We start from the raw sequence: 20,012 nt of genomic DNA, 5'->3' as shown, positions 1-20,012 counted from the left end.
TGGCGGGGATCTTGGATATGCCGTTCACGGGTTCGAGGGCGGTGGATGACTGATCCGAGATCATTGTCTCCCTCGTGCAGGCCGACGGATGCGAGAAGGAAGTGAGTCACGGCCTCGCCGACGGCGAGCGTGTTGTAGGGCATCACGCTGGGTGCGGGTACACCGGGGACGTACCGGGTTTGCTCGCGCTCGGACTCGGGATGCATCTCGATTGGAGGAACAGCCGAGTCAAGGGAAAGGGACCTCGCCGGGGGTGCCGTTCGTCATCGTGTGACTGGCCGATCCGCTGCTGAGCGGGGCGCCGCGCCACGGACTGAGGTCTCGGAGTTGAGCCGTCCCGATCGGAAGGGCTCCACCCGGTGGGGCAGTTCGGCGAAGCCCGCGTCCGCCAGCGCCCTGGCGAGCCCGGGGAGCGCGGAGATCCGGCCGACGAGCGAGGCGTCCACTTCCAGGCGGGCGCTGTCCCCCAGGTCGCGGACCCGGAGGTCGGTCACTGTCAGTCCGGCGTCGGCCAGGAGCGCGCGCACCGCGGTCTCGGCCCGGTCGACGCGGGCCAGGCGATGCGGGGTGACCTCGATGCCGTAGCGGATCCGGCTGGCCAGACAGGGCGTCGCGGGTTTGTTCCAGGTCGGCAGTGACCAGTGCCTGCTCAGCAGGCGCACCTCCGCCTTGGTCAGGCCGGTGTCGAGGAGCGGGGTGTGGATGCCGCGTTCCCGGCCGGCCCTGATGCCCGGGCGGTGGGGGTCCCGGGCGTCGTCCGCGTTGGTTCCGGTGGCCACCAGCTCGTATCCGTGGTCGTGGGCGAGCACGGTGATGGTGTCCAGGACCTCGGACTTGCAGAAGTAGCAGCGGTCGGGGCCGTTGGCGCGGTAGCCGGGACGGGTCAGTTCGCTGGTGCGCGGGGTGAGATGAGTGACGCCGAGGTCCGTGGCCAGGCGGCGGGCGTGCGGCAGTTCACCGGCGGCCAGGCTCTCCGACACGGCGGTGACGGCGAGAACCCGCTCCGGGCCGACGGCACGTACGGCGGCGGCGAGCACGAGGGCGGAGTCCGCGCCGCCCGAATAGGCCACGGCGACGGCGCCGATGGCGCGCATGCGGTCCAGAAGCCGGTCGGCGAGGGCGTCGGTGTGTGCGAGTGCAGCCGCTCCCTCGTCTGTGATGGTCATGGTTGTCCTCCCGCGAGAAGGTCGGTGTGCTGAGGGGCGGCGGCCCGGCCGCTCCCCGCGAGTGCGCGTGCCGCGACGGTCCGGAGGGGCATGCCCAGGGCTGCGGCAACGGAGGCGAGGTCGTCGTGTTCGGGTTTGGCGCCGTGCGGACCGTGCTTGATCCGAACCGGGTGGCCGTCCACGTGCACGGTCTCGAAGTCTCGCGGCAGCACGGTGCGGGTGGCGCCCACGCGGCGGATGCCGAGGCTGCCGGTCTCCGACAGTACGAGGTCGCGCAGCCGACGCTCGTCCTGGCGGGTGGTCAGGACGTGCAACACGTGCGCGGGGCGGTTCTTCTTCATCACGGCGGGCGTCACCCAGGCGTCGAGAGCACCGGACGACATCGCCCGGGTGATGGTGTGTCCGAGGATCTCGCCGGTGACGTCGTCGAGGTTGGTCTCCAGAACGACGACGTCCTCCGCCGGAGGGTCCTGACCCGAAGCTGCCGGGGCGGGGACTCCCAGGGTCACCGCCGTGATGTTGGCCCGGTCCGGCAGGCGGCGGGTGCCCGCCCCGTACCCGGTGCGGCCCAGGGTGAAGGGCGGCGGCGGTTCGTACCGCGCTCCGAGCGCGCGCAGCAGTGCGGCGCCGGTGGGCGTCACCGTTTCGCCGGGCAGATCGCTTCCCATGACGGCCGCTCCGGTGAGCAGCGCCAGCGTGGCGGGTGCCGGGCAGGGCAGCACTCCGTGCGCCGAGGTCACCCGCCCCCTGCCCAGCGGGAGCGGTGCGCTGAAGACGTCGGTGACGCCCAGGGCGTGCAGGGCGGCTGCGACGCCGACGATGTCGACCAGGGTGTCGTGGCCGCCGAGTTCGTGGAGGTGGACGGTGGCGGGGTCGGCGCCGTGCAGGCGGCCCTCCACCTCGGCAACGGCGGTCACGGTGGCGACCGCGAGGGCGGCGACAGGTTCGGGGGTGGCCCGCGAGGCGAGGTGGATGACTTCGGCGGCCTGCCGCTCGGTGCACGGGTCGGTGACGTTCACGTGGACCCGGGTGGCGGCCAGCCCGTGGTCGGTGACGTGCTCGGCGGTCAGTTCCCAACCGGTGAGACCCGTGGCGGCGATCGAGGCCCGGATCGCGTCCAGCGGTGCTCCGGCGTCGATGAGGGCGGCCAGGAGCATGTCCCCGGCCAGCCCGGTGAACGGGTTGATCCAGGCGATCACCGGCGGCCTCCGGGTGTGTTCAAACGGCTTTGTGTGTTCACAGAGCTTTGGGCGATGCGGTGAACCGCGATCGCGGCCGAGAAGCCGGAGTCGATGTTGACCACGGTCACCCCGGCAGCACAGGAGGCGTGCATGGCGAGCAGTGCGGTGACGCCCTCCAGGGACGCGCCGTACCCGGTGGAGACCGGCACGGCGACGACCGGTGCGCGCACCAGACCGCCCACGACACTGGCGAGGGCGCCCTCCATCCCGGCCACGACGATCACCGCGTCGGCGGCCTGGAGCCGGTCACGCACCTGGAGGACCCGGTCGAGGCCGGCCACCCCCACGTCGTGGATGGCGGTGGTGTCCAGGCCGACGGCGGCGGCCACGGCGGTGGCTTCGGCGGCGACGGGCCGGTCCGAGGTGCCGGCGGCCACCACCGTCACGCAGAAGTCCCCGGCTGGAGACGGCCGCCAGTACAGCAGCCGGGCCTCGGCGTCGTACGTTCCCGGGCCGTGCGGCTGGCCGTCGTACGTTCCCGGGTCGTGTCGCTGCCCGTCGTACGGCCCCGGGCCTCGCGTCTCCTCGTCGTACACGCCCGGATCCAGCCGTGCCATGACGGCCTCGGCGATCTCCGCCTCGATCCGGGTGACGAGGACAGGACCGGTGTTGTGTTCCAGCAGCCCGGTGACGATGCCGCTGATCTGCTCGACCGTCTTTCCGGGCCCGTAGACGACCTCGGGGAGTCCCTGTCGGGCCTCGCGGGCGAGGTCCAGCCGGGCGAAGCCCAGGTCCAGTACCCGGCTCATGCCCCGCTCCTGTCGACGTACGGGATGGTCTGCGGCCCTTCGGGCAGGACGCAGAGACGGGCGCCGGGACCCGCTCCGGCCAGCGCCTCGGCGACGGTGGCCGAGATGTCGCGGGTCTGTCGCAGGTGGGCGGTGGCCAGTTCGGCGTCGCTCAGGAAACCGGTGTGCATGACGACCCGGCTGCCGGACTGGATACGTGCCTGGATCTGCACCTGCCACTGGTCGGGCACGGTTTCGGTGCGGGCGCTGATGTCGTCGAACAGCGCCTGCGGGGACGGAGCGGAGGCCAGCACCTCCCGGTAGGAGCCGTGGTCGGGGAAGCCGTCGCGGCACTCGGCCGCGCAGACGATCATGCCGCCGGGTTTGACCACCTGGTAGGCGGCGGACATGCCCTTGACCGCCTGGTAGAGGTTCTGGTCCAGCGGGAAGCCGGAGTTGGTGGTGACGACGACGTCGAACGGCGCCTCGACCGGCCGCATCGCCATGCGTTTCGCCGTGGCCGTGGCCGCGGCGTGCATCGGCGCCAGATCGCCTCCGAAGGCGGCCACGATGTCCTTGTCCCGGTTGAGCACCACGTCCAGCGAGAAGGTGACTCCGGTCGCTTCGGCGATGGCCCGTACGTCGTCATGGACGGGGTTGCCGTGGATGTTGCCCCAGGTGGCGCGCGGGTCGCCGATGCGGGCCGCGTCGTGCAGGACGAGGACCGTCTCCAGCGCGGCCAGGCCGGGGGCCACGAGTTTCGGACCGCCCGAGAAGCCGGCGAAGAAGTGCGGTTCGACGAAGCCCGTGGTGATGCGGACGTCCGCCTCGGCCCACGCACGGTTCAGCCAGACCGGGACGCCGTTGCCGTACGTCCCCATCCAGGTCAGTTGTCCGGGGTCGCGGGCGTCGTGGTTGACGATGCGTACGGCGTCCACGACCTCGTCGCCGAACATCGCGCGCAGTTCCGCCTCGCCGTTGCCCCGGTGGGTGCCGGTGGCGACGAGGATCACCACGTCCTCCAGACGGACGATCCCTTCGAGTTCGGCGAGGACGGCGGGGATCATCAGATGGCGCGGCTGGGGGCGGGTGCCGTCGCAGGCCGAGATCGCCACCGTCTGCCCCGGTCGCACCCGTTCGCGCAGCGGGGGCCCGGCGACGGGGGCGCGCAACGCCTCGCGCAGTACGGCCATCTGGTCCGCGGCGGCCTCGTGGTGAACGGGTTCGACGACGGTCGCCGTCGGCGGATCCACCTCGATGTCGAGCCCCGACTGCCCGTAGGCCAGACGTATCTTCACAGGTCTTCCTTCCGCAGTCGGTAGGCGCGGGCCGCCGTGCCGCCGAAGACCTCGGCACGTTCGGCGACGGTCAGCCGGTCGGTCACTTCCTCGGCCGCGCGGACGACCTCCTCGTAGGAGGCGGCCAGTAGGCACACCGGCCAGTCGGAGCCGAACATCACACGGGACGGGCCGAAGGCGTCCAGCACCTCATCGGCGTACGGACGCAGATCCGCGACAGTCCAGCCGGTGTGGTCCGCCTCGGTGACCATGCCGGACAGCTTGCAGAACACGTTGGGTTCGGCGGCCAGTTCACGGATCAGCGAGACCCACGGGTGCAGTTCGCCGGAGGCGATGGGCGGCTTGGACAGGTGGTCGAGGACGAAGGTCAGCTCGGGCAGGGCCCGTGCGGTGGAGATGGCGGCGGGGAGTTGGTGCGGGAGGGTGAGCAGGTCGTAGGCGAGATCCGCGTCCGCCACCCTGCCCAGTCCACGTCGGACGTCCCCCCGGTTCAGCCAGCCCGGGTCCGCCTCCCCCTGCACCAAGTGCCGGACGCCTACCAGGAGTTCACCTCCGGTGCCCGTCCGCAGGGCGGCCAGTGTGTCCGTCAGGCGGTCCGAGGTGAGGTCCGCCCAGCCGACGACACCGGCGACCAGGTCCGCTGCCCCCGCCAGGGACAGGAACTCCGCCGTCTCGTCGGCATCGGGGAGGACCTGGACCAGGATCGTACGGTCGATGCCCGTCGCCGCGAGCTCCGGTGCGAGGTCGTCGAGGGTGAAGTCACGGCGTACGGCTGCCATGTCGGGGGCGTCCAGCCAGTCGTGCGGGCGACGGCTCGGGCCGGAAGCGGTCCCGGGCGCTCTCGGAGCCGTCTCCGCCACAGGCGTCGCGGGCCGGGGCCTCCAGACGTGGTGGTGTGCGTCGATCCGTGTCATGGCCGGGCCCCCGCCGCCAGGGCGTCGAGTTCCGCCCACAGCTCCGCGGGGATCTCCGCCGTGGCGTGTGCGATGTTCTCCGTGACCTCCAGTGGACTGCGCGCGCCGAGGACCACACCGGTGACCGCCGGGTGGCGCAGCGGGAACTGCAGCGCGGCGGCGGCCAGCGGCACCCCGTGGGCTGCGCACCGCTCGGCCAGGGACCGGGCGCGGCGCAGCACTTCGTCGGGTGCCGGGGCGTAGTCGTAGGTGGCGCCCGGGGACGGGTCGGCGAGGATGCCGCTGTTGAAGACGCCGCCGACCAGGACGCCCACCTCGCGCTCGGCGCACAGCGGCAGCAGCGCGTCGGCCGCGCTGCGGTCCAGCAGGGAGTAGCGGCCGGCGACGAGTACGCAGTCGAGGTCGGTCTCGGTGACGAAGCGGGTGAGCATCGCCGTCTGGTTCATGCCCGCGCCGATCGCCCGGACCGCTCCCTGGTCGCGCAGCCGGGCCAGTGCCGGGTACGCCCCCGTGACCGCCTCCTCCCAGTGGTCGTCCGGGTCGTGGATCAGGACTGTGTCGAAGGCTTCGAGACCGGACCGCTCAAGGCTCTCGGCGAGCGAACGGTAGACGCCCTCGGCACTGTAGTCGCGCACCCGGACCAGCCCCCGTTCGCCGTGGAACGCCTCGTCCCCGAGGGCGGCGTCGCCCGGCACGAGCAGCCGTCCCACCTTTGTGGACACGGTGAACGCGGCGCGCGGGCGGCCGGTGTCGGCGAGGAAGGATCCCAGCCGCCGTTCCGCGAGCCCGGCACCGTAGTGCGGGGCGGTGTCGAAGTACCGGACACCGGCCGCCCAGGCGGCGTCGAGCGTGGCGGTGGCCTGCTCGTCGCCGACCGCCGAGAACAGCCCGGCCAGCGGTGCGGTGCCCAGGCCGATACGGCTGACGGTGGCCCCGGAGCGGCCGAGCGGGACGCGCTCGGTGAACCAGGGCGGGCTCGCGGAGGTCATCAGGCCTGTCCGAGGACGTGCCGCTGGCGGCCGAGCCGGTCGATCTCCACCTCGACCACGTCACCGGCGACCAGATACGGGAAGTCGTTGGCGCCGAAGGCCACGCCGGCCGGGGTGCCGGTGCTGATCACGTCTCCGGGGTCCAGCACCATGAACTGGCTCAGGTACCAGACGATGTGGCGCACCCCGAAGATCATGTTCTTGCTGTGGCCGTCCTGGCGCAGTTCGCCGTTGACCCACAGCCGCATGGCCAGCCCCTGCGGGTCGCCGGTCTCGTCGGGGGTGACCAGCCAGGGGCCGAGCGGGTTGAACGTCTCGCAGGACTTGCCCTTGTCCCACTGCCCGCCCCGCTCGTGCTGGAAGGCCCGCTCGGTGACGTCGTCGGCGATCGCGTAGCCCGCGATGACGTCGTCGGCCGCCTCCGGCGAGTCCAGGTAGCGCGCGGTGCGGCCGATGACCACGGCGAGTTCGATCTCGTAGTCCGTCTTCTCACTGGTGCGCGGTACGAGCACGGTGTCGTCGGGGCCGACGACCGTGTTGGCGGCCTTCATGAAGACGACCGGTTCGGCAGGGGGCGGTGTCGCCGTCTCCTCAGCATGATCGACGTAGTTGAGCCCGATGCACACCACCTTGCCGGGGCGTGCGACCGGAGCGCCGACCCGCCGGCCGGTGATGTCCGTGGGTGGCAGCACGCTCTCGGCCAGGGCGGCACGGACGCGTTCCACGCCGCCCTCGGCCAGGAACGCACCGTCGATGTCGACGGTCAGCGGACTCAGATCTCTCGCGGTGCCGTCGGAATCCAGGACCACGGGCCGCTCGGAGCCCGCCGGGCCCACGCGCAGAAGTCTCATCGGTACTCCTAGGTGAGGTGAACATGCCCGCCCGGTGACCGGAGATTCGGCACCCGGGAGCGGGACATAAGGAATGAAGGGGGCGAAAGCGCGCACCAGTGCTCAGGAAGGAAGCCCCTACACGGCTGAGCCGTCCCGGGGGAGCCGACTGTCCCGTTCCAGGTGCTCGCGCAGCCACCGCTCGGTGGTGCTGACGTGCATCAGCGCCGCCGCCTGGGCGAGTACGGCATCGCCGTCGGCCAGCGCTTGGTAGATCGCCTCGTGTTCGGCGAGGGTGCGCCCGGCGGCGTTGTCGTCGACCAGTCCCCGCCAGACACGGGCGCGCAGCGTCCGGCCGGAGATGCCCTCCAGGAGGGTGGCCAGCGTGGCATTGCCGGTGGCCGCGACCACGGCCCGGTGGAAGGCGGCGTCGTGCTCGTTGAGGCGCTCGACGTCGTCGCGGGCCGCCCTCATCGCGTCCAGGTGCCGCTCCACCTCGCCGAGCTCGGTGGCCGAGATCCGGGTGGCGGCCAGCGCCGTGGCTACCGGCTCGAACAGTCGGCGCACCTCGGTGAGCTCCAGCAACGTGTCGCCACGCAGCAACTCCACCGCGGACCCGATGCTGCTCAGCAGCAGCTCCGGTTCCAGGCTGGTCACGTAGGTGCCGTCCCCGCGCCGGATCTCCAGCACCCGCGCGACGACCAGTGCCTTCACCGCTTCCCGCATCAGGTTGCGGGACAGACCCAACTCCGCGGCGAGCTGTTGCTCGGGCGGAAGTTTGGCCCCGGGGGGCAGCTCGCCCGACTGGATGAGGTCCCTGATGCGGTCGATGGCCTTGTCGGTCAGTGACATGCGTGGCTGCCCTCCTCGTCGTTGCGTGCGCAGCGGCACCGTAGCAATACATCCCATGACGTAGGAAGACATGGGATGGCTGAATCCGCTACCGCAACTACGAAAATCTCGTCTACTTCGCAGGTCAGAGGCGAAAGTGTCCGACTCTTTTCGTTCCGGCTATGGACACAGCGGCGAACAGAGACTAAAAATCCATCCCATGTCTGGAGGCTGCTGCTGCAGAACAGACATGCCATGTACACATGACGATGGGTGGTTGCCATGACCCCGAGACGACACCTTGGCCTCCCGGCCGCGAAGGCCGGTCACCATGAGTGAACTGATCAGCGCCGTCGATGCGGTCGACGTACGGTTCCCGACCTCTCTGGAACTCGACGGCTCCGACGCGATGAACCCCGAACCCGACTACTCGGCCGCCTATGTGACGATCCGTACGAGCGGCGGCGACGAGGGCCACGGGCTCGCCTTCACCGTGGGGCGCGGCAACGACGTGGAGGTCGCCGCCGTACGTGCGTTGGCCCCGCTGGTGGTCGGCCTGCCGGTGGAAGAGGTCCTGAACGACCTCGGCGGTTTCTCCCGGCGGCTGACCGGCGACAGCCAACTGCGCTGGCTGGGCCCGGAGAAGGGGGCCATCCACATGGCCGCCGCGGCGATCGTGAACGCCGTGTGGGACCTGTACGGCCGCCGTACCGGGAAGCCGGTCTGGCGACTGCTGGCCGAACTGTCCCCGGAGCAGCTGGTCGACCTGGTCGACTTCCGCTATCTGCAGGACGCGCTGACCCGCGACGAGGCCCTGGACGTCCTGCGCCGCGCCGAACCGGGCCGCGCCGAACGCGCCGCGCGACTGCTGGAGCACGGTTATCCGGCGTACACGACGACACCCGGCTGGCTCGGCTACGACGACGAGAAGCTGGTGCGGCTGTCGAAGGAGGCGGTCGCCGACGGGTTCTCCCAGATCAAGCTGAAGGTCGGCGCCGACCGCGCGGACGACGAGCGCCGGATGCGGCTGGCCCGCGAGGCGGTCGGCCCGGACATCAGGATCGCCGTCGACGCCAACCAGGCGTGGGGCGTCCAGCAGGCCATCGACTGGATGCGGGCGCTCGTGCCCCACGACCCGTACTGGATCGAGGAACCCACCTCCCCCGACGACATCCTCGGCCACGCCGCCATCCGCAAGGCGCTGGCGCCGGTGAAGGTGGCCACCGGTGAGCACACCCACAACCAGGTGATGTTCAAGCAGTTGCTCCAGGCCGGCTCGCTCGACATCCTCCAGATGGACGCGAGCCGCACCGCGGGCGTCACCGAGAACGTCGCCATCCTGCTGCTGGCCGCCAAGTTCGGCGTCCCGGTCTGCCCGCACGCCGGCGGGGTCGGCCTGTGCGAGATGGTGCAGCACCTGGCGATGTTCGACTACGTCGCCGTCAGCGGCACCACCGAGAACCGCGTGATCGAGTACGTCGATCATCTGCACGAGCACTTCACCGATCCCGTACGAATCCGGGAGGGCCACTACCTCGCGCCGACCGCCCCCGGTATCAGCGCCGAACTGCACCCGGACTCCGTGGCGGCCCACCGCTACCCCGAGGGCCCGGTGTGGGAAGCGAAGGCCAGGACATGAGCACGAACGAGTTCGCCGGGCTGACCGCGTTGGTCACCGGTGGCGCCTCCGGCATCGGCCTGGCCACCGCTCAGTTGCTCGCCGCGCGTGGGGCGCGCGTGGCCTGCCTGGATCTCAAGCCGGACGACGTGCCCGAACCCCTCATCGGCGTACAGGCCGACGTGTCGGACGACACCGGCGTACGAACGGCCGTCGGGGAGGCCGCCCGCAGGCTCGGGGGCATCGACGTCCTCGTCAACAACGCGGGCATCGGCGCCCAGGGCACGATCGAGGACAACACCGACGACGAGTGGCGTCGCGTCTTCGAGGTCAACGTCTTCGGCATGGTGCGGGTGACCCGTGCCGTGCTGCCGCACCTGCGGCGCTCGCACAGCGCGGCCATCGTCAACACCTGCTCCATCGCGGCCACGGCGGGGCTGCCCGACCGGGCCCTGTACTCGGCCACGAAGGGCGCCGTCCTCTCCCTCACCCGGGCGACCGCCGCCGACCTCGTGCACTCCGGAATCCGCGTCAACTGCGTCAATCCCGGTACCGCCGACACCCCCTGGGTCGGGCGCCTGCTGGACAGCGCCGCCGACCCCGAGGCCGAACGCGCCGCCCTGAACGCCCGTCAGCCCATGGGCCGCCTGGTCAGCGCGGAAGAGGTCGCCGCGGCCATCGCCTACCTGGCGAGCCCGCTCTCAGGCTCCACCACAGGCACCGATCTCGCCGTCGACGGCGGCATGCACGGACTGCGGATCCGCCCGCGCGCCTGAACACGGCTGTCCGGCACACCGCACCGGCAAGGAGACTGAGAAGCTGTTGTCGTTCCGGAGTTGAGGACTGCGCGCATCACTTCACCGCCCCGAACAACAGGCCGCGCACCAGGCTCCGCTGGCAGATCCAGCCGAGAACGACGACGGGGATGCTCACGACGGTGGCGACGGCGGCTACTTGGGCGGTGTAGAGCTCACCGAAGGACAGGAACTTCTGCATGAACAGGGGGAGTGTTGACGTGGTCGTCGTGAGGTTGACGGCGTAGAAGTACTCGTTCCAGGAGAACACGCAGCACAGCAGGGCTGTTGACCACAGGCCGGGCCGGACCAGTGGAAGCACGATGCTGCGCATGATGCGTATCCGGCTGGCCCCGTCCATCGCCGCGGCCTCGAGTATCTCGCCCGGTACCTCCTGGAGGAACGAGCGGATCATCCACACGGCAAGCGGGAGGTTCATGCCCAGGTGCAGGATCAGCAGCACCACCACGGTGTTCAGCAGGTGCAGGTGCTGGGCGACCACGTAGATCGGGATGATGCCTGCGGCGACGGGCATCATCTTGGTGCTGATGAAGAAGAACAGCACGTCCTGCGTCTTACGGACCGGCCGTACCGACAGGGCGTACGCGGCAGGCGTGGCCAGCAGCAGTACCAGGACCGTCGAGACCACCGCGACGACGATCGAGTTGCCCGCATACGCCCAGAACCCTGCCTGGAACGTGCTCTGGTAGTGCTCCAGTGTCGGGTGGAACACGAGTTTGGGTGAGGGCGACGCCGCATCGGTCTCGGTCTGGAAGCTCTTGAGTAGCATGTACGCGATCGGCGAGAACAGAACGAGCGATCCGAGCCAGCCGAGTACGGCCACGGGCCAACTGGCTTTGTCGTTGGCAGGTCGCCGCCGACGCCGACGCGGGCGGCTGTGTGGCCCGGGAGAGACGGTCTTCTTCTCCGGGGGGTGCAGGGCCGTGGCGGTCATCGTCGTCCCTCCTGCTGGAAGATGCCGGACAGCAGGCGTAGCGCCGGCAACGCGAGTGCGATGGTGAGTACCAGCGTGACCAGCCCGTATGCCGAAGCGGTGCCGAAGTCGAACGAGTTGAACGCACGCAGGTACACGTAGTAGGTGATGTTGGTCGTTCCGAACGCGGGACCACCGGCTGTGAGCAGGGCGATCTCGCCGAACGTCTGGATGATGTTCATGCTCAGCAGCAGCGCGGTCAGTTCGAGAAAGGGCCGCAGGTGCGGGAGGACAACGTTGCGGAACTGCTGCCACCAGTTCGCGCCGTCGACGCGTGCGGCCTCCAACTGATCGTCTGGCAGCGCCTGCAGTCCGGCGAGCAGCACGAGCATCGCGAACGGTGTCCACCGCCACGACGTGATCATGATGATGGAGAGCATCGACTGTTCGCTCAGCCAGTTCACGCGCGGCAGCCCGACGGAATCGGTGAGCCAGCCGAGGAGCCCGAAGGAGGGGTCGAACATGGCGCTGCGCCAGAACAGCGTGACCGCCACGGGCATGACGAAGAACGGTGTGATGGCGAGCGTGCGGGCGATGCCGCGCCCCGGGAACCTCTTCTGCAGCAGCATCGCCAGGACCAGCCCGATGGCCATGCTGGCGATCGTGGCGCCGCCGGTGAGGACCACCGTGTTCTTGATGGCCTTCCAGAAGGTGTCGTCGCCGAAGGTGTCCCGGAAGTTGTCGAGGCCTGCGAAGCCCTTCTGGCCGGGATTGAGCAGGTTCCAGCGTTGCAGCGAGTACCAGATGGTCAGGGCGAACGGGATCTGCGTCAGCACGAGCGTGATGATGAGTGCAGGCAACAGCGGGGCACGTCGGCTCCACGACCCGCGCCGGGTCGGCGGCTTCACCGGGACAGCCGCCTGGCTGATGGTGGTCATGGCTCACTTCCTCCTGGGGAGTCGGGCGGCGTGATGGGCTTTTGCACCCCTCACGCCGCCCGGTTGCGGCTACTTGAGATAGCCGGCCTTCTTGACCACGGACTCGGTGTAGGACTGCGACTTCTTCAGCGCCTGCTGCACGCTCTGGGTGCCCGCGATGGCTCCCGCGACCTGCTGCGAGACGTAGTCACCTATGTCGGTGAACTCGGGGATCTGCACGTACTGCACTCCGGTGTAGGGCACCGGATCGACGGTCGGCCGCTTCGGGTTGGCGGCGTTGATCGAGGCCAGGGTCAGATCGGCGTAGGACTTGGCCGCGCTCTGGTACTGCGGGATCGAGTAGGTCGAGGTGCGTGAGCCGGGAGGGACGGCATCCCAGCCGGCCTTGGTGCCGGCGAGCTTGATGTACTCCTTGCTGGTCGCCCAGGAGATGAACTTCCAGGCGGCGTCCTTGTGCTTGCTGGACTGGGTGATCGCCAGCCCCCAGGACCACAGCCAGCCGGATGCCTTGGTCTCGTCCACCGGTGCCATCGCGAACCCGAGGTTGTTCTTGACCTGCGAGGTGGCCTCCTGGAGGGCGGAACCGGCGAAGACCGTGTCGTCGTACCACATCGCGGTCTTGCCCTGGGTGATCTGCTGCAGGCAGCCCTCCCAGCCGTCCTTGGCCGCGTCCTGCTGGCCGTGCGCACGCAGGAGGTCGACGTAGAACTTCACGGCCTTCTCGGTCTGGGGCGAGGTGAGCTGCGGCTGCCACTTCTCGTCGAACCAGCGGCCACCGAAGGTGTTGATGACCGTGGTGAGGGATGCCAGGTTCTGGCCCCAGCCGGGCAGACCGCGCAGGCAGATGCCGGAGACTCCGCTCTTCTTGTCGTCCATCTTGGCCGCGGCCGCGGCGACCTGCTGCCAGGTCGGGTTCTGCGGGATCGTGACTCCGGCCTTCTTCGCCAGGTCCTTGCGGTAGAAGAGGAAGGAACTCGACCCGTAGAAGGGGGCGGCGTACAGCTTGCCGTCCGCCGAGACGATGTCCTTGATCGGCTGCAGGACGTCGCTCGCATCCCATGCCGTGTCTTTGGAGACGTAGCTGCTGAGCGGGACGATCCAGCCGTTCTTCGCCCAGATCGGCACCTCGTAACTGCCGATCATGGCCACGTCGTACTGGCCGGCCTTGGTGGCGACGTCCTTGGTGACGGCCGGGCGCAGGTCGTTCTCCGGCAGGGTGGTGAACTTGACCTTGATCCCCGGGTTCTTGTTCTCGAAGTCGGAGATCAGGCTCTCGGCCGTCTTCATCTGCGGGTTCGCCGCGAGCGCCACGGTGATCGTGGTGTTGCCCGAGGCGTCCTGCCCGGCCGAGGGATCGGAACAGGCGGCGGCAGCGGTCAGTGTGCCGACGACGAAAGTCGCCGTGATGAGTTGTCTACGTCCGTTGCGGGGCATGGAAGGTTCTCCTTGAGGACGGGAAGGGCAGACCAGCCGCCTTTGTTCTGTCGGGGCGGGTGGGGATCGTGTGGAGTGCGGGCGGATCAGGGGCTGACGATCCGGCCGATCTCGGGGGAGGGGGATGCCGTCCGGGCCGGGGCGGGAGCACCGACTTGGATCTCGACGTGCACCACGTCGCTGCGGACCCAGACCTCGTGGTGCTCGAAGGGCACCAAATGCGTGTCCCACGAGGTCGACTTGACTTTCAACAGCGGTGCACCGTCAGGGACTTGGAGCAGGTCGGCGACCTTCCCCCGCGCGGTGACGGCCTCGACCGTGCGGGACGCGCCCGCGACCGTGTAACCGCCCTTGCTCAGCGTGTGGTTGAGAGAGCCCTCTCCTGCCGGAACGTCGCTGCGTGACACCAGCTCGCCCACCGACGGGGGCAGGTAGTTGGCGGAGAAGAGTGCGACCTTGCCGTCCAGCCTGCGAAGCCGTTCGAGGATGTAGCCGTCGCTGCCAGGGGCGATACGGAGGGCCTCGACCGAGGACGCCGGTAGGGTCGTCCGCTCGGCTCGCAGCACCTGGGTGGTGACCCGGCGCTGGTGCCCCGCCACCTCGTTCTCGAAGAAGCCCTCCCGGCCCTGCAGCAGCCATCCCCGGCGCGGCGGCAGCGAGGCGAAGGCTCCTCGTCGTGCGATGCGGGCGACCCAGCCTTCCTCCTCCAGCAACCGCAGGGCCTCCCGGATCGTGGCGCGGGAGAGATTCCAGGTGGTGGCCAGTTCGCCCTCGCTGGACAGGCGTTCACCGACCGCTATGGCACCCGTCGAGATCTGGTCACGGATCCGGTCCGCAAGCTGCAGGTAGTACGGCTCGGCCGAAATGCGATTGATGGCCTGAGCGCCATTCGGTCCGCTCATGGGTGCTCCAGAACTCAAGGTCCCGCAGTCTTGTACGTACAGGCCGGTCAGCCTGGACAGTCCGGACTGTATGCATTGGTTTTCGGCCGCGTCAAGAGTCTGTTAACACCGAAAACGAGGGACTGCCGAGGAGACGATGGCGACGCGTTTCACGACGCGGGTCTGTGTGGTGCCCAGAGCTCCGACCGCGACCTCTGGGCACCCGCTTTCGTGGGCACGGCATGGTCGTGGAGGGCGCAGCCGGCGCATCCCCACCGACGCGGACAGGCTTCTGCCCACTGCGCAGATCGCGGCAGCGGGCAGAAGGCGGAGAAGCTGAACGGCCGGTGCCTGCGATGGGTGTTGGGGTGACCCGCTCGCTTATCGACCGGCTGCCGCACCTCGCAGTCCTGCCTCTGCCCCGGGGTTCAGCGCGGCGGTGACGGACGGCTTCCAGCCGAGGGCCCGGGCGGCGAGGAGCGCCGCGCCCACGGCTGTTACTTCCGGTTCCGCGATGACGTGGGCCGCTGTGCCGGTCACCGCTTGTTTGATGTCGAGCCAGCCGCGGGAACGGGCCCAGCCGCCCGCGGTGTAAACAGGCGCGTCCGGCTCGGCGAGGGCCTGGACGGCGGCGACGGCAAGGCCACCGCGTCGCGCCAGTGCGCCGAGTACGGCAGATGCCCTGGAGTGTGGGTCGGACGCGGAGTGGGGGGCGTAGAAGGGTGTATGACCGCCGGCCGCGCCGGGGTGGAAGGTGTCCGAGAACAGGTGATCGTCGGGTGTGGCGTTGCCGGAGATCAGACGGTCGAGGGCATCGGCAACGGCCGGATCCTGGGACGCCCATGCGACGTTCCGGGCGAGTTCCTCCACGTGGAGGACGGTGGCTCCGAAGGTGTTGTGAATGCCGGGTGAGACATCGACGGCCTCGGGCACATGGCCGGGCGGAGCATGTGTCTGCGCGACGACGACTTCGGCGGTGCCCATGGAATCGAGGATGGCTCCGGGGTGTAGCCGATGGACGCCCCAGCCGCCGACGGGGTGGTCGTGCCCTCCCGCCACCACAAGGGCGCCGGGCCTGAGGATGCCGGCGTTCCGCAGGCGCTCGGAGCGTACGTCGCCGACGACGGCTCCCGTCGGCATGACCGTGGGCAGCAGTTCGGAAGCACCGAGAGTCGCCTGCACGCGGCTGGTGTGCCAGGTGCGTGCGAGTGGGCGCCAGGCCCCGGTGCGCGCGGCGAGGGTGTCACTGAGGAAGGCCGTGCCGCTCCAGCGGCAGGCGGCGTAGTCGGTCAGGGCGAGCCAGGTCGCCGCTCGATCGGCTCCGGGCTGATGGCGGGCCCAGGCCCAGCCGACCAGTGTGCGGGCGGCGTCGGTGGAGGTGCCGACGTCGTCGGCGGGGTCGAGGTGGTGTCGCAGCTCGCCGAACAGATCGGTGCGGCGGGGGTCGAACCAGGCGAGCGCCGAGGTGAGGGGTGTGAGTGAGGCATCGGCCAGAACGCCGTCCTCACCGATGCCGGCAGCGCATAGCGCTGCGATGGCATAGCGCTCCCCACAGGCCTCGACGGCCATCTCTTCGAGGCACTCGAAGAGCCGTGCTGCGTCGATCGAGGGATCGTCGACAGACCGCGGGGTGGTGCGGCGCACCCGGGTCACGACGTGGCCGTCCGAGTCCAGCGCCACCACTTTGACGTTCGTGCTGCCGATGTCGATGCCGAGTACGGCATCCGCCCGTTGCGGCGAGGTTCCCACGCGCTTGTCATCTCCTTCGATCGACGCGGCGGCTCATGTCCCTGCGACGGGGATCAGTCGTCGAAGCTGACGCTGCGGGTGAGGGCGGCGACCTCGGAGAGGAGCTTCTCGGCGACGTCGGTCTCGCGCTGCCATATGTTGCGTCCGACGATCACACCACGTGCGCCGGCACGGATGGTCCGGGCGATCGCGTCGACGGTCTCGGAGGGCTCGCCGGCGAGGGGGCCGCCGGCGATCACGAGAGGCACCTTGAGTTCTTCGACGAGGCGGCGGGTGCGCTCCTCCCCGGGGAAGGCGATCTTGATGATGTGGGCGCCGAGGTCATAGGCGATGCGCGCGATCTTCTCCTCTTCGGCGACGACCTCTTCCGTGCGCGGGGCGCCGATGAGGACGGGTTCGAGGATGAGGGGGATGTCCCAGGCGTCGCAGGCGGTGACGACGTCGCCGACGCGCTTGCACAGGGCGGCCTGCTCGACGCGGGAGACGTTCCAGGGGAAGAGCATCTTGACGGCGTCCACGCCCATGCGGACAGCCTCCTCGACGGTGGTGATGAGGCTGTGGGAGCCGCCGCCGTCGTTCTGGGCGTAGTCGTAGAAGGTGTCGATGGTCAGTACGCGGGTCAGATGCGGGTTGCGGGCGAAGAAGGCTTCGGTCTGCTTGACCTGGCCAGGGGTCATCATGAAGCCGGTGACGTCCTTGTCGCCCCACGTGGCGAAGGGCGCGGAGGGGGTCTCCAGACCCTCGATGCGGTTGAAGATCAGCCCGTGGTCGACGGGCATGATGATGGCGACCCGGTCGCTGGGGAGCGTGCGGCGCATCCGGTATTCCATGGACATGGCTGTCTTGTCCCTCTCGTCGTGAGCGCGTGATCCGCTGGTCGGGCGGGGTGTGGTCTCGCCTACCATTAAGTTGTACGTACAGTCTGGACTGTCCGAACAGTAGGCTCTAGCGTGAGACCGGTCAAGACCCGAGCAAAGGAGCACGGCGCCATGCACCGGCACATCGTGAATCGCCCCGAGCAAGCCGCAGAGGAAGCTCTCGAAGGGCTCGCTCTCACTCATCCGCAACTGCTCGCCTACGACCGCGCGGTGGGCATCGTCACGCGGGCACAGCCGGCCAGGGACAAGGTCGGACTGGTCTCCGGCGGCGGCTCGGGCCATGAACCGCTGCACGCCGGATTCGTGGGCGTCGGCATGCTCGATGTGGCAGTGCCCGGCGCCCTGTTCGCGAGTCCGACGGCATTGCAGGTCCATACGGGCACGGTCGCCGCGGACTCCGGGCGCGGAGTCGTGCAGATCGTGAAGAACTACACCGGCGATGTCCTGAACTTCCAGATCGCTGGCGAACTCGCCGAGGACGACGCGGTCAAGACCGAGGTCGTACTCGTCGACGACGACCTCGCCACGGATGCGGAGGAGGACGGGCCCGGCCGGCGCGGGACCGCCGCCGTACTCGCCGTGGAGAAGATCTGCGGCGCGGCCGCGGAGGCGGGGGCCGACCTGGTCGAAGTGGCCGGCCTCGGCCGGCGGGTCGCACGGAGCGCCCGCACCCTCAGCCTCGCCCTGACCGCGGGTACTCATCCCGGCGCCGACGGACCCGCCTTCGTCCTGTCCGACGACGAGGTCGAACTCGGGGTGGGGATCCACGGCGAACGCGGCACCGGCCGTATCCCGTTCGCGGACGCCGACACCCTCATCGCCCAGCTCGTCGACCCCGTCGTCGCCGCTCTCGGCCTCCGGCGGGGCTCGGCGGTGATCGCCATCGTCAACGGTCTCGGCGGGACATCCCCGTTGGACCTGTCCGTGGCCGCCCGCACCGTCCACCGTCACCTCGGCGCTCTGGGCGTCACGATCGAGCGCTCCCTGGCCGGCTCCTACGTGACCTCCCTGGACATGCACGGGATATCGGTGACCTTGCTGCCCGCCGACGCCGACCTGCTTCCCCTGTGGGACGCCCCCGTGCGGACCCCCGCCCTGACCTGGTGACAAGACAAGGACGCACCATGACCGACACCTCCGTGGACATCACGCTGGCCGACGGCTTCGGCCACCGCTGGGCCGAGATCCTGATGAGCACCTTCCTCCAGGGCCGCGCCGAGGACCTCGGCCGACTCGACCGACTGGCCGGCGACGGCGACTTCGGCAACAACATCACGTCCGCCCTCCGGCGGGCCCAGCAGAGCATCGACGCGGAGGAACCGCAGGACTACCGCGGCTGGATGACCGCCGTCTCCCGCGGCTTCCTCGGCACCGGCGGCACCAGCGGCCCGCTGTTCGGCATGTTCTTCCGCGACCTCGCCCACTGCTCCGACGACGGAGAGCCCACCCTCGGCGAACTCTCCAGCGGGCTGACCGCCGCTGTGGCCACGGTGCAGCGCTACGGCAAGGCCGAGGTCGGCCACAAGACCATGATCGACGCGCTCGTGCCCGCCGCCCGGACTCTGGAATCGCTGCTGCCCGGCACTGATCCAGGCCAGGCACTCAATCTCACCGCGCAGGCAGCCATCGAGGGTGCGCGCAGCACAGCCGACCTGGTCGCCAAGCGGGGCCGCGCCAGCTATGTCGGGGAGGTGGCCCGCGGGGTGCTCGATCCCGGGGCGGCCGCGGCCGCCATCGTGCTCCAGGCGGCGGCCGCCGCGCAGTCCACCGCCGGCCCGGTCCCGGACACCGGCTGGATGAACGCCTGACGCGCCGCGCGCGGCGGGGGTGCGGCCCTACGTGGCTCCACCCCCGCTGTCTTCTGTCGCTCCGGCGGGCCACATTGACTGGATGGTCCGGACAGTACAGACGGCGCATTACGATGAAGACCCCCGGCAATGTCGTCACTGTCGGGGTCAACACTGTCGAGGTCGACGGAGGGAGCGCACCGTGACGCTATCGGGGGCCATCGACCGGCAGTCCTCGACGCCCTACTACCAGCAGCTCGTCGAAGCGCTGGAGCACCGGCTCGCCGGTGGTGAGATCCAACAGGGCGAGAGACTTCCGAGCGAGAACGAGCTGGGCAAGGAGTTCGGGCTGTCGAGGGCGACGGTCCGCCAGGCGTTGCAGGTTCTGGAGTCCCAGGGTCTGGTGACGCGGGTGACCAACCGAGGCGTCTTCGCCACCCAGTCGCCTGCCACGGACGAGGGCTGGACCATCCAGCAGCCCCAGGGCTTCCTGGAGAACGCCCTCAGCCACCAGAACACCTCCGTGACCACCCAGGTGCTGCGCCACGGGCCGACCATCCTGCCCGCGTTCGCGTGCCAGCAGCTGAAGGTGCCGGAGAACACCGCCGGCTACGAACTGGTCCGGCTGCGCACCCTCAACGGCGTGCCCGCGCTGTACAGCATCAACTACAGCCCGCCGGACCTGGTTCCCGCGATCGCCGCAGCCCATGACGTGCTCGACGGCCAGGCCTCCCTCAGCCAGGCCCTGGCAGCCGCCGGGTACAGCCTCGGTGGCGCGCACCGTTCGGTACGGGCCGTGGCTCCGTCCCCCGAGATCGCCGCCGCCCTGGACATCAAGCCGACCACGCCCACCCTGCACATCCGCTCCACCTCGTGGACTCCGACAGGGCAGCACTTCGACGTCTACGACACCTGGGTCCGCAGCGACATCGTTCCTCTGGAAGTCAACGTGGACGCCACCGGCAGCTCCTGAACCCAGGCACCACCGATGCGATCCGGCAG

19 protein-coding genes are annotated in these 20,012 nt (G+C 69.8%); 5 read left to right on the top strand and 14 right to left on the bottom strand.

Annotated features, from left to right (window positions below; all coding sequences use genetic code 11):
- Window positions 1-263: 263 nt before the first annotated feature.
- The 8 genes from larE to ACWDR4_RS32180 all read right to left on the bottom strand — a co-directional run bounded on the left by larE (window position 264) and on the right by ACWDR4_RS32180 (window position 8,018).
- Window positions 264-1,166, bottom strand: a complete 903-nt coding sequence (gene larE, locus ACWDR4_RS32215; RefSeq protein ID WP_450413647.1) for an ATP-dependent sacrificial sulfur transferase LarE — start codon at window positions 1,164-1,166, stop codon at window positions 264-266.
- The gene (gene larC / locus ACWDR4_RS32210) at window positions 1,163-2,365 is read right to left on the bottom strand and encodes a nickel pincer cofactor biosynthesis protein LarC (protein ID WP_450413646.1); all 1,203 of its coding nucleotides are present in this window, start codon (window positions 2,363-2,365) and stop codon (window positions 1,163-1,165) included. The genes larE and larC overlap by 4 nt, the downstream gene beginning before the upstream one ends.
- Window positions 2,362-3,156 carry a nickel pincer cofactor biosynthesis protein LarB gene (gene larB / locus ACWDR4_RS32205; protein ID WP_450413645.1) on the bottom strand — a complete coding sequence of 265 codons (795 nt, stop codon included), beginning with the start codon at window positions 3,154-3,156 and terminating at the stop codon, window positions 2,362-2,364. Before larB ends, larC begins: the two co-directional genes overlap by 4 nt.
- Window positions 3,153-4,433, bottom strand: coding sequence for a nickel-dependent lactate racemase (gene larA / locus ACWDR4_RS32200; RefSeq protein ID WP_450413644.1), 1,281 nt, complete (start codon window positions 4,431-4,433; stop codon window positions 3,153-3,155). Before larA ends, larB begins: the two co-directional genes overlap by 4 nt.
- Window positions 4,430-5,347 carry an amidohydrolase family protein gene (locus ACWDR4_RS32195; protein WP_450413643.1) on the bottom strand — a complete coding sequence of 306 codons (918 nt, stop codon included), beginning with the start codon at window positions 5,345-5,347 and terminating at the stop codon, window positions 4,430-4,432. Before ACWDR4_RS32195 ends, larA begins: the two co-directional genes overlap by 4 nt.
- A complete protein-coding gene (locus ACWDR4_RS32190) occupies window positions 5,344-6,336 on the bottom strand; it encodes an aldo/keto reductase (RefSeq protein WP_450413642.1) in 993 nt (330 codons plus the stop codon). The genes ACWDR4_RS32195 and ACWDR4_RS32190 overlap by 4 nt, the downstream gene beginning before the upstream one ends.
- A complete protein-coding gene (locus ACWDR4_RS32185) occupies window positions 6,336-7,187 on the bottom strand; it encodes a fumarylacetoacetate hydrolase family protein (RefSeq protein ID WP_450413641.1) in 852 nt (283 codons plus the stop codon). Before ACWDR4_RS32185 ends, ACWDR4_RS32190 begins: the two co-directional genes overlap by 1 nt.
- Before the next feature lie 117 nt (window positions 7,188-7,304).
- Entirely contained in the window at window positions 7,305-8,018 is a 714-nt protein-coding gene (locus ACWDR4_RS32180) for a FadR/GntR family transcriptional regulator (RefSeq protein ID WP_450413640.1), read from the bottom strand.
- Between the two features lie 310 nt (window positions 8,019-8,328).
- Between ACWDR4_RS32180 and ACWDR4_RS32175 the strand changes: the two genes are divergently transcribed.
- Together ACWDR4_RS32175 and ACWDR4_RS32170 are read left to right on the top strand one after the other, a co-directional pair.
- On the top strand, window positions 8,329-9,636 hold the full coding sequence (locus ACWDR4_RS32175) for an L-fuconate dehydratase (protein ID WP_450413639.1): 1,308 nt from the start codon (window positions 8,329-8,331) through the stop codon (window positions 9,634-9,636).
- Window positions 9,633-10,391, top strand: a complete 759-nt coding sequence (locus tag ACWDR4_RS32170; RefSeq protein ID WP_450413638.1) for an SDR family NAD(P)-dependent oxidoreductase — start codon at window positions 9,633-9,635, stop codon at window positions 10,389-10,391. The genes ACWDR4_RS32175 and ACWDR4_RS32170 overlap by 4 nt, the downstream gene beginning before the upstream one ends.
- Before the next feature lie 76 nt (window positions 10,392-10,467).
- Here ACWDR4_RS32170 and ACWDR4_RS32165 read toward each other — a convergent pair whose 3' ends face one another.
- The 6 genes from ACWDR4_RS32165 to ACWDR4_RS32140 all read right to left on the bottom strand — a co-directional run bounded on the left by ACWDR4_RS32165 (window position 10,468) and on the right by ACWDR4_RS32140 (window position 17,181).
- A complete protein-coding gene (locus ACWDR4_RS32165; RefSeq protein WP_450413637.1) occupies window positions 10,468-11,364 on the bottom strand; it encodes a carbohydrate ABC transporter permease in 897 nt (298 codons plus the stop codon).
- The gene (locus ACWDR4_RS32160) at window positions 11,361-12,281 is read right to left on the bottom strand and encodes a carbohydrate ABC transporter permease (RefSeq protein ID WP_450413636.1); all 921 of its coding nucleotides are present in this window, start codon (window positions 12,279-12,281) and stop codon (window positions 11,361-11,363) included. The genes ACWDR4_RS32165 and ACWDR4_RS32160 overlap by 4 nt, the downstream gene beginning before the upstream one ends.
- 69 nt (window positions 12,282-12,350) lie before the next feature.
- Window positions 12,351-13,715, bottom strand: a complete 1,365-nt coding sequence (locus tag ACWDR4_RS32155) for an ABC transporter substrate-binding protein (RefSeq protein WP_450413635.1) — start codon at window positions 13,713-13,715, stop codon at window positions 12,351-12,353.
- Between the two features lie 86 nt (window positions 13,716-13,801).
- Complete coding sequence (locus ACWDR4_RS32150; protein ID WP_450413634.1) at window positions 13,802-14,617, bottom strand: GntR family transcriptional regulator; 816 nt, start codon at window positions 14,615-14,617, stop codon at window positions 13,802-13,804.
- A 360-nt stretch (window positions 14,618-14,977) separates the two neighbouring features.
- Window positions 14,978-16,345: an FGGY-family carbohydrate kinase gene (locus tag ACWDR4_RS32145; protein WP_450413633.1), complete on the bottom strand. Its 1,368-nt coding sequence runs from the start codon at window positions 16,343-16,345 to the stop codon at window positions 14,978-14,980.
- Between the two features lie 53 nt (window positions 16,346-16,398).
- Window positions 16,399-17,181: a class I fructose-bisphosphate aldolase gene (locus tag ACWDR4_RS32140; RefSeq protein ID WP_450413632.1), complete on the bottom strand. Its 783-nt coding sequence runs from the start codon at window positions 17,179-17,181 to the stop codon at window positions 16,399-16,401.
- Between the two features lie 153 nt (window positions 17,182-17,334).
- Between ACWDR4_RS32140 and ACWDR4_RS32135 the strand changes: the two genes are divergently transcribed.
- From ACWDR4_RS32135 to ACWDR4_RS32125, 3 genes are all read left to right on the top strand, one after another.
- Window positions 17,335-18,330 carry a dihydroxyacetone kinase subunit DhaK gene (locus ACWDR4_RS32135; protein ID WP_450413631.1) on the top strand — a complete coding sequence of 332 codons (996 nt, stop codon included), beginning with the start codon at window positions 17,335-17,337 and terminating at the stop codon, window positions 18,328-18,330.
- A gap of 17 nt (window positions 18,331-18,347) precedes the next feature.
- Window positions 18,348-19,031, top strand: a complete 684-nt coding sequence (locus ACWDR4_RS32130; protein ID WP_450413630.1) for a DAK2 domain-containing protein — start codon at window positions 18,348-18,350, stop codon at window positions 19,029-19,031.
- Between the two features lie 181 nt (window positions 19,032-19,212).
- Complete coding sequence (locus ACWDR4_RS32125; protein ID WP_450413629.1) at window positions 19,213-19,983, top strand: GntR family transcriptional regulator; 771 nt, start codon at window positions 19,213-19,215, stop codon at window positions 19,981-19,983.
- Window positions 19,984-20,012 lie beyond the last annotated feature (29 nt).

This window comes from Streptomyces sp. NPDC000878, assembly GCF_053599695.1.
The sequence above is the reverse complement of the archived record's forward strand: the minus strand, read 5'-3'. Positions and strand labels throughout refer to the sequence as shown.

Excerpts from the sequence above, each read along its gene's own strand:
- larE (WP_450413647.1), bottom strand. The coding sequence starts at position 1,166 with ATGACCATCACAGACGAGGGAGCGGCTGCACTCGCACACACCGACGCC.
- larB (WP_450413645.1), bottom strand. The coding sequence starts at position 3,156 with ATGAGCCGGGTACTGGACCTGGGCTTCGCCCGGCTGGACCTCGCCCGC.
- ACWDR4_RS32195 (WP_450413643.1), bottom strand. The coding sequence starts at position 5,347 with ATGACACGGATCGACGCACACCACCACGTCTGGAGGCCCCGGCCCGCG.
- ACWDR4_RS32190 (WP_450413642.1), bottom strand. The coding sequence starts at position 6,336 with ATGACCTCCGCGAGCCCGCCCTGGTTCACCGAGCGCGTCCCGCTCGGC.
- ACWDR4_RS32185 (WP_450413641.1), bottom strand. The coding sequence starts at position 7,187 with ATGAGACTTCTGCGCGTGGGCCCGGCGGGCTCCGAGCGGCCCGTGGTC.
- ACWDR4_RS32180 (WP_450413640.1), bottom strand. The coding sequence starts at position 8,018 with ATGTCACTGACCGACAAGGCCATCGACCGCATCAGGGACCTCATCCAG.
- ACWDR4_RS32175 (WP_450413639.1), top strand. The coding sequence starts at position 8,329 with ATGAGTGAACTGATCAGCGCCGTCGATGCGGTCGACGTACGGTTCCCG.
- ACWDR4_RS32170 (WP_450413638.1), top strand. The coding sequence starts at position 9,633 with ATGAGCACGAACGAGTTCGCCGGGCTGACCGCGTTGGTCACCGGTGGC.
- ACWDR4_RS32165 (WP_450413637.1), bottom strand. The coding sequence starts at position 11,364 with ATGACCGCCACGGCCCTGCACCCCCCGGAGAAGAAGACCGTCTCTCCC.
- ACWDR4_RS32160 (WP_450413636.1), bottom strand. The coding sequence starts at position 12,281 with ATGACCACCATCAGCCAGGCGGCTGTCCCGGTGAAGCCGCCGACCCGG.
- ACWDR4_RS32155 (WP_450413635.1), bottom strand. The coding sequence starts at position 13,715 with ATGCCCCGCAACGGACGTAGACAACTCATCACGGCGACTTTCGTCGTC.
- ACWDR4_RS32150 (WP_450413634.1), bottom strand. The coding sequence starts at position 14,617 with ATGAGCGGACCGAATGGCGCTCAGGCCATCAATCGCATTTCGGCCGAG.
- ACWDR4_RS32140 (WP_450413632.1), bottom strand. The coding sequence starts at position 17,181 with ATGTCCATGGAATACCGGATGCGCCGCACGCTCCCCAGCGACCGGGTC.
- ACWDR4_RS32135 (WP_450413631.1), top strand. The coding sequence starts at position 17,335 with ATGCACCGGCACATCGTGAATCGCCCCGAGCAAGCCGCAGAGGAAGCT.
- ACWDR4_RS32130 (WP_450413630.1), top strand. The coding sequence starts at position 18,348 with ATGACCGACACCTCCGTGGACATCACGCTGGCCGACGGCTTCGGCCAC.